At 70.9% G+C, this 15,217-nt stretch carries 10 protein-coding genes; 5 read left to right on the top strand and 5 right to left on the bottom strand.

Annotated features, from left to right (window positions below):
* Nucleotides 1–47: 47 nt before the first annotated feature.
* Nucleotides 48–2,789, bottom strand: coding sequence for an AAA family ATPase (locus ACQEXA_RS61300; protein WP_433135308.1), 2,742 nt, complete (start codon nucleotides 2,787–2,789; stop codon nucleotides 48–50).
* Between the two features lie 381 nt (nucleotides 2,790–3,170).
* On the opposite strand from ACQEXA_RS61300, the gene ACQEXA_RS61295 reads away from it, so the two are divergent.
* The 3 genes from ACQEXA_RS61295 (at nucleotide 3,171) to ACQEXA_RS61285 (ending at nucleotide 6,689) form a co-directional block, all read left to right on the top strand.
* Nucleotides 3,171–3,833: a response regulator transcription factor gene (locus ACQEXA_RS61295; RefSeq protein ID WP_432942043.1), complete on the top strand. Its 663-nt coding sequence runs from the start codon at nucleotides 3,171–3,173 to the stop codon at nucleotides 3,831–3,833.
* Nucleotides 3,834–3,984: 151 nt separating this feature from the next.
* Nucleotides 3,985–4,662 carry a DUF4255 domain-containing protein gene (locus ACQEXA_RS61290; RefSeq protein WP_432942040.1) on the top strand — a complete coding sequence of 226 codons (678 nt, stop codon included), beginning with the start codon at nucleotides 3,985–3,987 and terminating at the stop codon, nucleotides 4,660–4,662.
* Nucleotides 4,659–6,689: an ATP-binding protein gene (locus ACQEXA_RS61285; protein ID WP_433135307.1), complete on the top strand. Its 2,031-nt coding sequence runs from the start codon at nucleotides 4,659–4,661 to the stop codon at nucleotides 6,687–6,689. The genes ACQEXA_RS61290 and ACQEXA_RS61285 overlap by 4 nt, the downstream gene beginning before the upstream one ends.
* Before the next feature lie 49 nt (nucleotides 6,690–6,738).
* Here the strand turns inward: ACQEXA_RS61285 and ACQEXA_RS61280 are convergent, their stop codons facing one another.
* The 4 genes from ACQEXA_RS61280 to ACQEXA_RS61265 all read right to left on the bottom strand — a co-directional run bounded on the left by ACQEXA_RS61280 (nucleotide 6,739) and on the right by ACQEXA_RS61265 (nucleotide 12,571).
* Nucleotides 6,739–8,115, bottom strand: a complete 1,377-nt coding sequence (locus tag ACQEXA_RS61280; protein ID WP_432942034.1) for a ricin-type beta-trefoil lectin domain protein — start codon at nucleotides 8,113–8,115, stop codon at nucleotides 6,739–6,741.
* Between the two features lie 191 nt (nucleotides 8,116–8,306).
* Complete coding sequence (locus tag ACQEXA_RS61275; protein ID WP_432942031.1) at nucleotides 8,307–8,897, bottom strand: 3-hydroxyacyl-CoA dehydrogenase NAD-binding domain-containing protein; 591 nt, start codon at nucleotides 8,895–8,897, stop codon at nucleotides 8,307–8,309.
* A gap of 173 nt (nucleotides 8,898–9,070) precedes the next feature.
* On the bottom strand, nucleotides 9,071–10,666 hold the full coding sequence (locus ACQEXA_RS61270) for an acyl-CoA carboxylase subunit beta (protein ID WP_433135305.1): 1,596 nt from the start codon (nucleotides 10,664–10,666) through the stop codon (nucleotides 9,071–9,073).
* A 318-nt stretch (nucleotides 10,667–10,984) separates the two neighbouring features.
* Complete coding sequence (locus ACQEXA_RS61265) at nucleotides 10,985–12,571, bottom strand: acyl-CoA mutase large subunit family protein (protein ID WP_432942026.1); 1,587 nt, start codon at nucleotides 12,569–12,571, stop codon at nucleotides 10,985–10,987.
* Between the two features lie 107 nt (nucleotides 12,572–12,678).
* Between ACQEXA_RS61265 and ACQEXA_RS61260 the strand changes: the two genes are divergently transcribed.
* Together ACQEXA_RS61260 and ACQEXA_RS61255 are read left to right on the top strand one after the other, a co-directional pair.
* Nucleotides 12,679–13,362, top strand: coding sequence for a TetR/AcrR family transcriptional regulator (locus tag ACQEXA_RS61260; protein WP_433135304.1), 684 nt, complete (start codon nucleotides 12,679–12,681; stop codon nucleotides 13,360–13,362).
* 204 nt (nucleotides 13,363–13,566) lie between these two features.
* The gene (locus ACQEXA_RS61255) at nucleotides 13,567–14,787 is read left to right on the top strand and encodes an RNA-guided endonuclease InsQ/TnpB family protein (RefSeq protein ID WP_433135302.1); all 1,221 of its coding nucleotides are present in this window, start codon (nucleotides 13,567–13,569) and stop codon (nucleotides 14,785–14,787) included.
* The last annotated feature ends 430 nt before the right edge of the window (nucleotides 14,788–15,217 follow it).

Genomic DNA, 15,217 nt, shown 5'->3' with positions numbered 1-15,217 from the left:
TTCAGGGAGGGGAGCCTTCAAACCGAAGACCATGCTCGAACGGCTCATCACCCCTCGGCCTCCGTTTCCAGCGCGGCTGGTAGCTCCGCCCTGCGCCGTATGCCGAGCTTGCGGTAGGTGCTGGTCAGGTGGGTCTCCACGGTGCGGCGGGCCACGTGCAGGAGGTCGGCTATCTCGGTGTTCGTGCGGCCGTCGGCGGCGAGTTCTGCGATGCGGCGCTCGCTGCCGGTGAGCGCCGCGGAGCCGGTGAGCGCGGCCGCGGAGCGGCGGGCGCCCCCCGCGCGCAGTGCCTCCTCGGCGCGGGCCCGCAGCCGTAGGGCGCCGAGCCGTTCGGCCTGCTCGGCCGCCTCCCGTAGGCATGCACGTCCCTGCGCCCGCTCCCCGGCGGCGGTCAGCTGCTGCCCCTGTGCGAGCAGCGCAGATGCCAGTTCGACATCGGCCGGTGACTCCCGCAGGACGGCCACGGCCTTTTCGGCCAGCTCCAGACCGCGCCAGCCGCCGGTCGCCCGGCCCAGGACCTGCAGGGCCCGCCCCACCGTGCGCGGGGTGTTCCACACCCGGGCCAGCCGCAGCTCCTCCTGCGCCAGCGTCAGCGCCTCCTGAAGGCTGCCCAGCGCCAGATGGCACCCCGCGGCCGCGGTCCGCCACGGCGTGACGACCGGGCTGAGCACGTCACAGGCCGACTGCCGGCGGCCGCATTCCAGGAAGTCGTGGAGAGCGCCCGTGACGTCCCCCTGGGCGGACCGCAGCAGGCCCCGCGCGTACAGGAAGCTGTTCAGCTCCCGGGAATCGGGCGCCTCCCGCAGGTCGAAGCTGTCCGCGAACCGCCCCGCCTGCTCGGTGCGGCCGGTCTCAACGAGGGCGACCAGGACGTGCGCATCCGCGTTGGATGGCCCGGTGCGATGCGCCGCGGTGGGCCGGGCCTCGTGGTCGGCGAGGAGCCGGCGGTAGTCTGCGCGGGCGGCGGCGATGTCGGCCCGGATGTCCAGCAGACCCTGTTTCATCGGGTGCAGCAGCAAGGGGTGCTGTCCGGCCAGGCCGCGTTCCACGAGCTTTTCCGCCTCGTCCAGTTCGTCGGCCCACTGGGCGACGGCGGCGGCGGTGCCCAGCAGGAAGGGCTCGGCCAGCGGGTCGGCGGGTTCCGTCAGCAGCGCCCGCAGCCGTGCCATCGCCGCCTGTGCCGAGCTGGCCCCGGCCGCAGCCGCGTACCGCACCAGCAGGGCCTGTCCGGTGGCGCCCACAAGGTCTGGGGAGCGTTCGGCGGTGTCGCTCAGCCGCCGGTACGCATCCCGGCGGACCGTCTGGTCCTGATCGGACAGCAGCACGGAGGCGGTGTGCACGGTGCGGGCCAGTTCGGGGTGCCCGATCAGTTGGCCCTCGAGCCGCCGCAGCGTCTCCACGGCCGACCGGGTCTCGCCCTGGCCGGCCAGGGCCGTGCCGAGGGCGAGGGCCGTGCGCACCCGGTCGCGGGGCTCGGTCGGCAGGCGTAGTGCCTCGGCGAGGCGCGGTATGGCCCAGGGAGCGTCGTTGCAGGTGTACGCCAAGGAGCCCAGCTCGGTCAGTAGCCGTTGCCGCAGGTCGTTCGGCAGTGGCTCGTCCAGGGCCCGGTGCAGATAGCCGACGGCGTCGTGGGGGCGGGCCTCGCACAAGGCGGCGGCCACGGCGTCCTGCAGCACGTTCAGCGCCCAGGGCAGACCGACGGCTCCACTGCCCAGCAGTTGCCCGGCCACGGCCTCGATCCCGTCGCCCCGGCGCAGCATCGCCTCCGCGGTCGCTCGGTGGACGGCCTGGCGCTCGGCGACCGGCCAGCCGGTGAGCACGGCGTCCCGCAGCAGCGGATGCGCGTAGCGGGGGTGGCCCGCGGCGTCCCGCCGCAGCAGTCCGAGCCGTATCATCGCGGTGAGCCAGCCGGGCACCCGGGCGGGGTCGGCCCCGGACGCCTCGGTGAGCAGTTGGGCGTCGACGGTGTCTTGGACGCCGGTCTCCTCCAGGGCCGCGAGCGTCCGCGCCACTGCGGCCGTTGCGGGCCCGGCGCTGTCCAGCCACCAGGAGACGGCCGCCGGGTATGCCCCCGGATACAGCGCCGCGCACGTCTGCGGCACGGCCGGGCACGGGGCGCCGCTCAGGTCGTCCAGCAGGGCGCGCAGTAGCAGCGGGCTGCCCGCGCCGGCCCGTACGCAGTCCACCGTCCACTGCGCCGAGGCCCTGGGGTGGGCGGCCCGGACCAGCTCCGCCGATGCGTCGTGGGTGAGGGGGGCGAGGGTGTGCGTGCGGGCGAGGTGCGGCGACAGCGCGTGCGTGAGACTGGTCGGCTGGAGGCCGATGTCGTACTGACTGCGCTCGGTGGCCACCAGCAGGAGCGGTGACCGGTCGACGCGGCGGGCCGCCTCGACGAGCCAGCAGCGCGAGGGGCCGTCGGCGAGGTGGACGTCGTCCACGGCCACCATCAGCGGGCTCTCGGCCGCGTACGAGCGCATCAGCCGCCACAGCCGGGCCGCGCTGGCGCGGTCGTCCCCGCGGGGTGCCAGGTCCGTGAACTGCGGTACGGGGTCGAGGAGGTGGCGGATCGTGGAGAAGGGCACGGCGGTGTCCTCAGGAGAACAGCGCACGCGCAGCACCCGCAGGCCGCGGTCGGACGCGTGCGCGGCGGCGGCCTCGAGGACGGCTGTGCGGCCGGTGCCCGTGGCCCCGCGCAGCAGGACGAGGCGACCGCTGCCGGCGCGGGCGCGTTCGACCTCGGAGGCGAGCAGTGCGTGCGCGTCGTCGCGTTCACGCAGCGGTCCGGTCATCCCTGCCTCCTATGGTCGTTGCGGCGCTTCCGGATAAAGAGAACGTGGCAGTGTCGGCTGCCGGTGGCGTGAGGCGGCGTGATGTGTCTCACGTGCGGCCCGGCGGCGCAGGGGTGTCCGGTCGCCGTCCGACGGACGTTGTGGCGAGGCTCACGGTGGGGCGCGATGGGGCCCACCGGGGCCGCCCGTCGTCCCACCATCCCTGCTGACCTGCTGTGATGCGCGCATTCGGCGCTCCTCGTGGTGGTTGCTCCGTTGGTGTCGTGGTCCGTCTCGTGGTGCTCCACGATTGCGCCTGGCACGGGGGGCACAGAAGTGTGGAGCGTGCTCACCCGTCACCGGTCGTTGCCGGGCGCGGGTTCCTGAACATGGGGGAAAAGGTTGCTCAGCTCCACCCGGACAACAGAATCCGGCGCCCTCGGCACCGGACGGCGGATACCCGTGGCGGTGGCCGCCCTGGACCCGATCTCCCGTGAGGGTGCCGTCAGCCAGTTGCGCCGGCATCCGGAGATCGAACTGCGCGAGGAGTCCGGCCCCGGCACGGTGGCGGTGCTGATCGAGGACACGCTCGACGAGGCGGCGCTCACCCGGCTGCGCCGGATGGTGCGCAGCGAGGGCGCGCGCGCCGTGCTCGTCGTGGGCACGATCCGTGAGAGCGAACTGCTGGACGTCATCGAGTGCGGGGTCGGGGCCATCATCTGGCGCCGTGAGGCCACCGCGCACCGGCTGGTGCAGGCGGTTGTCGCCGCCTCCCGCGGCGACGGCGACCTGCCCTCCGACCTGCTCGGTCGGCTTATCAGCCAGGTGGGAACACTGCACCGGGGTGCGGCAGGTCGGCCCGGCGCCTCCTCTTTGGGCTTTGCGCCCCGTGAGGTGGACGTCCTGCGGCTGGTTGCCGAGGGCCTGGACACCGCGGAGATCGCCAGCAAGCTCTCCTACTCGGAACGCACCGTCAAGAATGTGTTGCACGGACTGACTACACGTCTGCATTTGCGCAACCGGGCGCACGCCGTCGCGTATGCCCTGCGGGAAGGCTACATCTGACCAAACGGGCGATCGAAGGCGGTTGTGCGGGCAGTACGCCTGCCCGACCGCCGGCCCCGGCGCGCCTGCGGCCCGGACGGCGCACGGGGCACGATCGGTACCGGGGCGGCAGCAGGAAGCGCCGACAGTACGGCAGAGCAGGAGCGAGACAGTGATCCACGAGGTGGACGAGGTCCTCAAGGGCCTGCTCGGCGGCGGCGCGTTGGCGGGCTCCGGCATCGACGTCTCCTTCGAGGCCCCCACCCGCACCTGGGCGGCCCGGCGCAACGCCCCTGTGGTCAACGTCTACCTGTATGACATCCGCGAGGACGTGGCCCGGCGGCAGCGCGGCCACGTCGCCGTGCGCGACGACCGGGACGTGGTGGTACGCCGCCGTCAACCGCCGCGCTGGTTCCGGCTGTCGTACCTGGTGACCGCCTGGACCAAGACGCCGCAGGACGAGCACCGGCTGCTGTCGGCCGTGTTGGCGACCCTGCTGCCGCGTGAGCTGCTGCCCGCCGACGAACTTCCCGGCTCGCTGGGCGCGTTGGGGCTCGCGGTGCCGCTGACGGTGGCTGGCATCCAGACCGAGTCCCGTTCCCTGGCCGAGATCTGGTCCGCCCTGGGCGGCGAACTCAAGCCCTCTCTGGACCTGGTGGTGACCGCCCCCTTCCCGGCGTTCCCCGAGTACGAGGCCGGGCCCCCGGTCACCGAGGGCGCGGCCGTCCGCGTGCGCGGCCTGGACGGCAGCCCGCCAAAGTCCGCAGAACGCGCCCACCGGCCGCGGCAGGTGGCGGCGGCCCGCGCCGCCCGCGCGGAGGCCGCCGCACGGCGCCCGGATCCGCGATGACCACCCCGTACGCCGAGGCGCCGGCCCTTTGTGCCCCAAACGAGGACGCCGACGACCCCTCGCGCTCGCTGCTGGCCCGGCTCGCCGGACTGCGCAAGCGCATCGCCGCGCTGGTCGAGCACCGCGCCGCCGCGGACCCCACGGCCGGCGACCCGCTGCGCGGCCTGTACCTGTCACAGGAGGCCGTACGGCACGTACTGCACACCGCCCCGCTCACCCCCGCGAACGGCCGACCGGGCATCGCCGCCGACGGCACGGCCGCGGTCGGCCCCGCCGACCGGCTGGCCGAACTGGCCGCCCGGATGCACCTGAGCGAGCTGGACACCGCGATCCTGCTCATCGCCCTCGCCCCGGATCTCGACCGCGCCTTCGAGCCGCTCTACGGCTACCTCAACGACGACGTGAGCAGGCGCCGGGCCACCACGGGGCTCGCCCTCGATCTGTGCGGGATGCCCGCGCACCTGGCGGCGGCCCGCGCTCGGTTCCACTCCTCGGCACCGCTGTGCGCGCTCGGCCTGCTCGACGTCGAGGAACCCGAACGCCCCTTCCTGGGCCGATCGTTGCGCATACCCGACCGGCTGGTCGCCCATCTGATCGGCGACGACACCTCGGACGCCGCGCTCCACGGGCACCTGCACCCGATGCCGGAGCTCCTGCCCGCCGGCGACGAGGACTTCGTTCACCGGCTGGCCGCCCGGCTGCGCGGCGGTCCGCTCACCGCCTATCTGCGCGAGCACCGCGAGGGCGACGGTCAGGCCGCGGTCGCCGCCGCCCTGCACGCCGCGGGCATGGAGGCGCTGTGGTTCTCGGGGCCCGAGGAGCGCGTCCCCGACCTGTTGCGCGAGGCCCGGCTCGGCGACCGGGCCGTCGTGCTGTCGCAGCTTCCGGACCGGCCCGGCCCCTTGCTCGGGGCGTTGGCCGAGGCGATGGACGTGACCGTGCTGCTGACGGATCCGCGCCCTTACGACCCGCAGTGGTGCGCGCGCGACCCGCTGGTCCTGGAGGCACCGCGCCGGCGGGCGCAAGGAACGGCCGCCTGGACGGCGGCGCTGGGAGCGGAAGCCGCCGGATTCGACCTGGTCGCCACCGTGGCCCCTTACCGGCTCGGCGGCGACCGGGTGCTGCGGGCCGCGCGCGCCGCCCGCGGCCTCGCCGCCTTCGAGGGCGCCCCGCTCGGCGCGGCGCACGTACGGCTGGCCGCCCGGCAGCAGTCGGCGTCCGGGCTGGAGCGGCATGCCCGCCGGATCCGGCCCGCGGTCGGCTGGCCCGATCTCATCCTGCCCGACCGGCCCTTGGCCCAGCTGCGCGAACTGGCCCTTCGCGCCCGCCACCGCGACCGTGTCCTTGGTGACTGGCGGCTCAGCGCGGGCGGCGGCCGGGGCCGGGGCGTCCTTGGTCTGTTCGCCGGTGAGTCCGGTACCGGCAAGACCCTGTCCGCCGAGGTCGTCGCCGCCGAGCTCGGCCTCGACCTCTACGTCGTGCAACTGTCCTCGGTCGTCGACAAGTACATCGGCGAGACCGAGAAGAACCTGGAACGCATCTTCACCGAGGCCGACCGCACCGACGCCGTCCTGCTCTTCGACGAGGCCGACGCCGTCTTCGGCAAGCGCTCCGAGGTCAAGGACTCCCACGACCGCTACGCCAACATGGAGAGCGCCTACCTGCTGCAGCGGCTGGAGTCCTTCGACGGCATCGCGCTGCTCACCACCAACTTGCGCGCCAACATCGACGAGGCCTTCACCCGGCGCCTGGACCTGGTGATCGACTTCCCGTTCCCGGACGCCGAGCAGCGCCTGGCGCTTTGGCGGCACGGGCTGTCGCACGTCCCGTGCGCCGACGGCATCGACCCGGGGCCGCTCACACGGGAGTTCGAGCTGGCCGGCGGGTCGATCCGCAGCGCGGTGGTCACCGCCGCCTACCTCGCCGCCGGACGGGGCGAACCGGTTGGCGGTGACGACCTGCTCGAGGGGGCCCGCCGTGAGTACCGCAAGGCGGGCCGCCTGGTCCCGGGCGAGGCCGCCTGGTAGCGGCCCCGCTTGCGGGAAAGGGCCCGCCGCTTGCGGGGAAGGGCCGCCGCTACCCGACCCGCCACTTCTGGTTGGCGGTTCCCGAGCACGTCCACAGCTGGAGCTTCGTGCCGTTCCCGGTGCCGTTGTCCTTGGCGTCCACGCACTTGTTGGCCTGCGGGTTGACCAGGTCCCCTGCGGTGCTGAGGACGAACTGCTGGGCCGGATTGCCGCTGCACCGGGCCAGCTGGATGACCGAGCCGTCGTCGCGGGAGCCCCAGGCGACGTCCATGCACAGGCCGAGCGAGCGTACCGTGCCGTCGCCCCGGAAGTCCCACTTCTGGTTGGCCGAGCCCGCGCAGTCCCACAGCTGGAGGGGGGTGCCGTCCTGTCCCACGGCGTCCTGCGAGTCGGTGACGTCGATGCACCGGTTCGAACCCTGACCGATGATCAGGGAGCCGGGTGCCGGCGTCCGCGTGGACGCAGGCGTCGAGCCACTGGACTTCTTCGTGCCGCCGGATCCGGACGAACCGGATCCGGACGAACCGGAACCGCCCGTGCCCGGCTGTTGCGCCGGGGCCGAGGAGCTCCCGGACTCGGGCAGGGGGTCGGCGGAGTGGTCGGTCTTCGGCGAGGACGGCGCGGACACAACGGGGCTGGGCAGCGCGGTGCTGCCGGCCTCCGCGAGTTTCTCGGTGGCGCCACTGCCTACCTGCGGCTTGTAGGCCAGCCAGACCATCACGAACACGATCGCCAGCGCCGCCGTCACACTCAGCGCCGTCGCCAGCCACCGCGGCAGGAACCCGCGCTGCACGAACGTACCGTCCACCGGCAGCGGCGCCACACCCGACCGCTGCACCGTCAGCGAGAACAGCCGCTGTTCCTTCGACCCGAACCAGATCACCTGCCGCGGCCGCAGCGTCGTGTCCACGAACACCGCCCGCCCCGGCTCGATCTGCACGCTCCCCGGACGGAACTCGTACGACAGGTGATCGCCCGTGTCGGTTCCCGCCACCGACGCCGTCACGCGCGTGTTGCCCAGGTTGTCGACCGCCAGCCGCGGCCGGCCGCGGAACCGTCCCTTCACCGTGGGCGGCACCAGCTCGGCCCGCACCTCCGTGAACGGGGTGATCGTCAGGTTTCCCTCCGGGACGGTGACCGCCTCGGGGTGTTCGGTCGGCGTGATCCGCACCGCGTACGGATTCGGCCCCGCCACCGCATCCGGGGAGCGCGGCGGGGAGAACGTCAGCTCCACCGTGCCGGTGGTCCCCGGATACAGCCGCAGCGTCTGCGGCTCCACCGCCGTCCAGGGCGCGACGGCGCCCACGGGTTCAAAGCGGTACTCGTCGACGACGTCACCGGTATTGCGCACGCGCAGCCGCACACGCGTGCTGCCACCCGGATCCACCGTCGCGGCTGCCGGCTCCAAAGATGTCCACAGGGTCACCCGTCGACGCTAAGACCTGGGCATCACGCTGTCAGGAAGCCTCGGGGCACATCCGCTGCCCGAAGGGGTCTTCAACTGCTGGTCCTCAAAGGCGGCGGCCCCCTTTCAGCGCGTGCGGGGATGAGGGGGGTGTGGCACCGTGGACGCGGACTGGGCCCGTCACACCCCCGTGGTGACGGGCCCGGCTTCATTCAATGCGCGAGGGCGACGGTGATCGGCACGTCGGGGCACCGGCTGAGACACTCGGGGAGTGTGGCCTGCCCGATGGGATCGACAGTCAGGCTGCAGCGGGCCGAGTGCCGAGTGCCGGGCGGTGCGTGGGCCGCCCACCTGTACGGGCAGTAAGTCACACCGCAGCACCCCTGAGGCTGAAGGCTCACGAGACGACGTGGATTGCGTAGTTGGGCGGCCATACTGGTGAGGGGTAGTGACGAGGAGCTGGTCACCAGCAGCGTGTCGGGGCCGATGACGTCCTCGATGGAGCGCAGGACTGCGATTTTGAGATCCATGCGTTCGGGGACGGCTTCGACGATGATGTCGCTGCCCGCGAGATCGGAAAGGCGCGCGGCGAAGGTCAGGCGGCCGATTCGGTCATTGTTTTTCCCAGCCGTGTGTCCGCTTGAAGCGGTGACGGTTCGGTGGGCGGCTGTGATCCGGTGGATGGCCGACAAGGCGGCGTAGATGTCGGCGTCGTAGAGCACGACGTCGTTCCCGGCCGCCCAGCATGCTTCCGCGATTGCTGTGCCCGTCGTGCCGGTGCCGATAACCGCTATGAGAGTCATGGGCCTTCCTCACTGGGATCACCGTGATCACCGGGCCGGTGTCACGGCCGGGTCTTCCCGCTGTCTGGGCCGGTGCTCCAGCCAAGGCCCGCGCCGGACGGGATGGGGCGTGTGTCCGTGCTTGATCTCGCAGATTGCGGCGTCGGACGTGATGGATGCGCATCAAGGGCCTGTTACAGGGGGATGTTGCCGTGCTTCTTCGGAGGCAGGGATTCCCGCTTGGTGCGCAGCTGTCGCAGCCCGCGGACGACGTGGCGGCGGGTGTCGGACGGCGTGATCACCGCGTCGATGTAGCCGCGCTCGGCCGCGATGTACGGGTTGAGGAGGGTGTCCTCGTACTCCTGGATCAGCCGCGTGCGGGTCGTCTCCGGGTCGTCCGCCTCGCCGATCGTGCGGCGGTGCAGGATGTTGACCGCGCCCTGGGCGCCCATGACGGCGATCTGGGCGGTCGGCCAGGCCAGGTTCAGGTCCGCGCCCAGGTGCTTGGAGCCCATGACGTCGTAGGCGCCGCCGAAGGCCTTGCGGGTGATGACCGTGATCAGCGGGACGGTGGCCTCGGCGTAGGCGAAGATCAGCTTGGCGCCGCGGCGGATGATGCCGGTGTGCTCCTGGTCGACGCCGGGCAGGAAGCCGGGCACGTCGACGAAGGTGATCACGGGCACGTTGAAGGCGTCGCAGGTGCGCACGAAGCGCGCGGCCTTCTCGCTCGCGTCGATGTCGAGGCAGCCGGCGAACTGCATCGGCTGGTTGGCGACGATGCCCACCGGGTGGCCCTCGACCCGGCCGAAGCCGGTCAGGATGTTCGGCGCGAACAGCGACTGGGTCTCGAAGAACTCGGCGTCGTCGAGGATGTGCTCGATCACCGTGTGCATGTCGTAGGGCTGGTTGGCGCTGTCCGGGACGAGCACGTCCAGCTCGCGGTCCTCGTCGCTGACGGAGAGGTCCGCCTCCTCGGGGAAGACCGGGGGCTCGGACAGATTGTTGGACGGCAGGTACGACAGCAGCTGCTTGACGTACTCGATGGCGTCCTTCTCCTCGCCGGCCATGTGATGGGCCACGCCGGAGGCGGTGTTGTGGGTGCGGGCGCCGCCCAGTTCCTCGAAGCCGACGTCCTCGCCGGTGACCGTCTTGATGACGTCGGGGCCGGTGATGAACATGTGCGAGGTCTGGTCGACCATCACCGTGAAGTCGGTGATCGCCGGGGAGTACACCGCGCCGCCCGCGCACGGGCCGACGACCAGGCTGATCTGCGGGATCACACCGGAGGCGTGGGTGTTGCGGCGGAAGATCTCGCCGTAGGCGCCCAGCGAGGCCACGCCCTCCTGGATACGGGCGCCGCCGGAGTCGTTGATGCCGATGACCGGGCAGCCGGTCTTCAGCGCGAAGTCCATCACCTTGACGATCTCCTGGCCGTAGACCTCGCCGAGGGCGCCGCCGAAGACGGTGAAGTCCTGGGAGAACACGGCGACGGGCCGGCCGTCCACGGTCCCGTACCCGGTCACCACACCGTCCCCGTAGGGGCGGTTCTTCTCCAGTGCGAAGTTGGTCGAGCGGTGCCGGGCGAACTCGTCCAGCTCCACGAACGAGCCGTCGTCCAGCAGCAGCTCGATCCGCTCACGGGCCGTCAGCTTGCCCTTCGCGTGCTGCTTCTCCACGGCACGCTCCGAGCCGGCGTGCGTCGCCTCCTGGACGCGGCGCTGGAGGTCCGCGAGCTTGCCCGCGGTCGTGCGAATGTCGATGCCAGTCGGTTCTACAGGGGCGGTACTCACCGCATATTTCCCTTCTGGACGGTGTGAGCGATGACTCGGCCCGCGGTGGGCAGCGGGCCTGCGCAGGCCACAGGCGCGAGCGCTTCGAACCATCCAGCCATCAGCGTCGGTGAACGGTGCATCACGGCGGCCGACCGGTGAACTGAGGCAGTCAGTCCCGCGCCGGGGGGAACCGGGACATCGTCGCGTCGCAACATCCTGGGCAGGAACGCACCGGCCGGTAGCCGGGGCCGACGTGGCAGGTCGTAGGCAATGGCCATGGAAGGTCTCCAGAGTCGATGGGCGACAGCTCCCGGGGAGAGCGGCCGATCTCGTGGGTCAGAACGTGTCGACGGGGACGTACACACCCCACACGTCGCGCAGGGCGTGGGAAACCTCGCCGACCGTCGCGCGCAGCCGCAGGGCCTCACGCATCGCGGGCAGGACGTTGTCCGTGCCCCGGGCCGCAACACGCAAGGCATCCAGAGCCTGCTGGACCGCGTGCTGGGAGCGTTCCTTGCGCAGCGCGGCCAGACGTTCGCATTGGTCGACCTCGATCTGTGGATCCACGCGCAGCGGCTCGTAGGGCTCCTCCTCGTCGAGGACGAACCTGTTGACCCCGACCACCGTCCTGTCCTGGTGGTCGATCTCCAGCGCGATGCGGTAGGCGGAGCGTTCGATCTCGGACTTCTGAAAGCCCTGCTCGATCGCCTCTACCGCGCCACCACGGTCCTCCACGGCCTCGATCAACTGCAGCGCCGCCGCCTCAACGTCGTTCGTCATGGACTCCATGACATAGGAGCCGGCGAAGGGGTCCACGGTCGTGGTCACGTCGGTCTCGTAGGCGATGACCTGCTGGGTGCGCAAGGCGAGCCGGGCTGCCTTCTGGGTGGGCAGGGCGATGGCCTCGTCGTAGGAGTTGGTGTGCAGGGACTGGGTCCCGCCGAGGACCGCGCCCAGGCCTTGCAGGGCGACCCGGACGAGGTTGACCTCGGGCTGCTGCGCGGTCAGCTGCACGCCGGCGGTCTGGGTGTGGAAGCGCAGCATCTGCGACTTGGGGTTCTTGGCGTTGAACTCGTCGCGCATGATGCGGGCCCAGATGCGGCGGGCGGCACGGAACTTGGCGATCTCCTCCAGGAGTGTCGTCCGCGCGACGAAGAAGAAGGACAGGCGAGGTGCGAAGTCGTCGACGTCGAGGCCCGCGGCGATCGCGGTGCGCACATACTCCTTGGCGTTGGCGAGGGTGAATGCGATCTCCTGAGCGGGCGTCGCCCCGGCCTCGGCCATGTGGTAGCCGGAGATGGAGATGGTGTTCCAGCGCGGCAGTTCCTTGTGGCAGTAGGCGAAGATGTCGCTGATCAGCCGCAGGGACTGTTGGGGCGGGAAGATGTAGGTGCCGCGGGCGATGTACTCCTTGAGCACGTCGTTCTGGATCGTGCCGGTCAGCTGGTCGCCGGCGACGCCCTGCTCGGCCGCGACGAGCTGGTAGAGCAGGAGCAGCGTCGAGGCGGGAGCGTTGATCGTCATTGACGTCGACACCTTGTCCAGTGGCAGGCCCTGGAACAGGGTCCGCATGTCCTCGATCGAGTCGATCGCCACACCGACCTTGCCGACCTCGCCCCGGGCGATGGGCTCGTCGGAGTCGTAGCCCATCTGCGTAGGCAGGTCGAAGGCCACACTCAGCCCGCCCGTTCCGGCGTTGACCAGTTCGTGGTAGCGCTCGTTGGACTCCTTCGCCGTGCCGAAGCCGGCGTACTGCCGCATCGTCCAGGGCCGGCCGGTGTACATCGACGGATACACACCGCGGGTGAACGGGAACTGCCCCGGGGCGCCCAGCTCGGCGTCCGCATCGAAGCCCGTCAGCGCCCAGCCGTCGTAGACCGGCTGGATCGGCAGGCCGGACTCACTCCGTGCAACGGAACCCACGCCGCATCACCTCTTCATCGGCACTCAATCTCTCCGAGACGGTACTCAGTACCATCGAGTGGGGGCAAGTAGCGTCTGCGCAGTGAGACGGGGAAGGATGAGCGGTCATGAGCAAGCCACCTGCACGGATCCGACTCGCAGACGCCGCGTTCGCCCTCTTCGACGAGCGCGGATACGAGCAGACGACCGTCGATGACATCGCCGAGCGGGCAGGGCTCGGGCGTACGACGTTCTTCCGGCACTACCGCTCGAAGGAAGACGTCATCTTTCCCGACCACGACCGCCTGCTTGAGCTGATCAGAGACCGGCTGGCGACCTCGAGCCACAGCACCGCTCTGGTCGCCGTGTCGGACGCGGTGCGGCTGGTGCTGCTGCACTACCTCGAGGAGGGCGATCTCGCGAGGCGGCGATACGCGCTCACCAGCAAGGTGGCGGCCCTGCGGGATCGGGAGATTGCCAGTGTGGCCCGCTATCAGCGGCTGTTCCGAGAGTTCATCGCGGACTGGATGGGAGACCCCACGGAGGCGGCGTCGCTGCGGGCCGAACTCATGGCCGCAGCGGTGGTCGCCGCCCACAACCACGTGCTGCGCCGATGGCTGCGGAGCGAGTCCTCCGATCCAGTCGACGAGCTCGACGAGGCAATGCGCGAGGTGCTTGCCCTCTTTCCGACACCCGGTTCCCCGCCAAAGCCCGGCGGCGGCACCACCATCGTCGCGTTCAGGACCGGGCAGGACATCGACGCCTTGCTCCCCTCACTGCGACGCCTCGTCGAGGGTGGCACCGGGCAGTGAGAATCCGTGTCGCTTGATCGTTCACCGGGTTTCTCCGAGGATGCCCCGGCCTTCAGGCCGGGGAGGAATCGGTCTCCTGCGGAGCAGGACGGGGAATAGGGGTTTCGCCTCCAGGGCGAAGGACCGTCCACCCGCGACGAGGTGAGCGAGCCCGTGGCGATCAAGGGGTCTCAACTGTCAGTCCTCCCGGGTAGGTTCGGATGCATGACGACAGGCGCACACGGAAGGAGTACCGGGCATGCCCGGTACTCCTTCCGTGTGCGCCTGTCGGCTACCGCGCGGCGCGCACTTGAAGCGGAGTGGGAGCGCTGCCGGTGGCTCTGGAATGAATGCGTGGCCAAGTCCAAGCAGGTCCACCAGCAGAGCAAGGAGTCCGGCGAGAAGCTGACGTGTGGTCCGGCGCAGTTGGACAGGATGCTGACCGAGGCCCGCGGGTTGACGCCGTGGCTGGCCGAGGGTGCCTCGGTGCCGCAGCAGCAGGTGATTCGGGACTTCGCCAAGTCGCGGGCGAAGGCGCTGAAGGACATCAAGGACCGGCTTGCGCAGCACCGCCGGGCCGGGATGCCCCGCTTCAAGCGCAAGCGGGACAGCCGCCCGAGCCTGAACTACACCCGGCGCGGTTTCCGCCTGAAGGACGGTCGTCTGCACCTTGCGGGCCAGATCGTGCTGAGCGTGGTGTGGTCGCGGGCTCTTCCGGCCGACCCGTCGAGTGTGCGCGTGTACCAGGACACGCTCGGGCACTGGTATGTGTCCTTCGTTGCCCCCGCGCGGAGCGAACCGCTTGCTCCCAGGGGGCGGGTGCTCGGGGTGGACTGGGGTGTGAAGGAGACGGCCACCACCACGGATGACGCCTACGATCTCCCGCATGCCGAGCACGGCAAGCGGGCCGCTCAGCGGCTCGCGAAGTACCAGCGGATGATGGTCCGGCGCCGGCGTCCGAAGGGCCGGCCCGCATCCAAGGGTTACCGGAAGGCGCAGGCACAGGCCGCGAAGCTGCACAAGAAGGTCGCGCGGCAGCGGGAGGACACCGGCCGGAAGTGGGCCAAGTCCGTGATGCGTGATCATGACGGGGTGGCGGTGGAGGACTTCCGCCCGAAGTTCCTCGCGAAAACCGCGATGGCCCGCAAGGCGGCCGATGCCGCCATCGCCGCCACCAAACGCGCTCTGGTCGAGATGGGGCGCAAGCACGCGCGGGACGTCCGTCTGGTGCACCCGGCGCACACCACGATGGACTGCGCGCAGTGCGGAGCGAGAACCAAGCACGCACTACCTCTCTCGATGAGAACCTATGCCTGCACCGTGTGCGGAGCCGTCTCGCCCAGGGACAAGAACTCCGCCCGTGTGATGCTGGTCCGGGCAGGTTGGAACCCGGACGGTGCCGAGGGCGTAAGACCTCCTGGTCCGCTGGACCAAGAGGCGGCCTGAGCCGTGAATCCCCACGCAGCCCTGGAGGGTGGAGAATCCCCTCCCTTCAGGGAGGGGAGCCTTCAACTTCCACATCGAGCGCGGCCGACCGACCAGAGCGGAGGGGGCAGTTGATGCAGTGTGGCTACCACTCAGGCGAGTGATCGAGTGATGCCGCGCACACAGAGGCGGGGGCTGCGCCGTCGCGTGTCAGCGTCCGGCCGTGACCTTCCGGGCACTGGATGCCTTCGCACCCGACAGTGGAACTGCCAGGAGCCCGGCGCTCCGCCCCCTGGCACTCGGCACCCGTGATCCGCTCGGTCTGCTCGATCTGTTCGGCAACGGCTCCATCCGCGACCCACACTCCTGGCTGAACGTCCTTAGGTCCAAGGCTCACCAGTTGGATGAGCGAAGCGTAGTGAACCTGTGGCAGAGTGCTGCGCGCACGCCC

The sequence above is a fragment of the Streptomyces sp. CA-106110 genome, from assembly GCF_050936285.1.
In the GTDB taxonomy this organism is placed as follows: domain Bacteria; phylum Actinomycetota; class Actinomycetes; order Streptomycetales; family Streptomycetaceae; genus Streptomyces.
This window is presented reverse-complemented; position numbering and strand designations above follow the sequence as displayed.

Bases quoted from the DNA above. Each gene is read 5' to 3' on its own strand.
- ACQEXA_RS61300 (WP_433135308.1), bottom strand. From the start codon at position 2,789: ATGACCGGACCGCTGCGTGAACGCGACGACGCGCACGCACTGCTCGCC.
- ACQEXA_RS61285 (WP_433135307.1), top strand. From the start codon at position 4,659: ATGACCACCCCGTACGCCGAGGCGCCGGCCCTTTGTGCCCCAAACGAG.
- ACQEXA_RS61275 (WP_432942031.1), bottom strand. From the start codon at position 8,897: ATGACTCTCATAGCGGTTATCGGCACCGGCACGACGGGCACAGCAATC.
- ACQEXA_RS61260 (WP_433135304.1), top strand. From the start codon at position 12,679: ATGAGCAAGCCACCTGCACGGATCCGACTCGCAGACGCCGCGTTCGCC.
- ACQEXA_RS61255 (WP_433135302.1), top strand. From the start codon at position 13,567: ATGACGACAGGCGCACACGGAAGGAGTACCGGGCATGCCCGGTACTCC.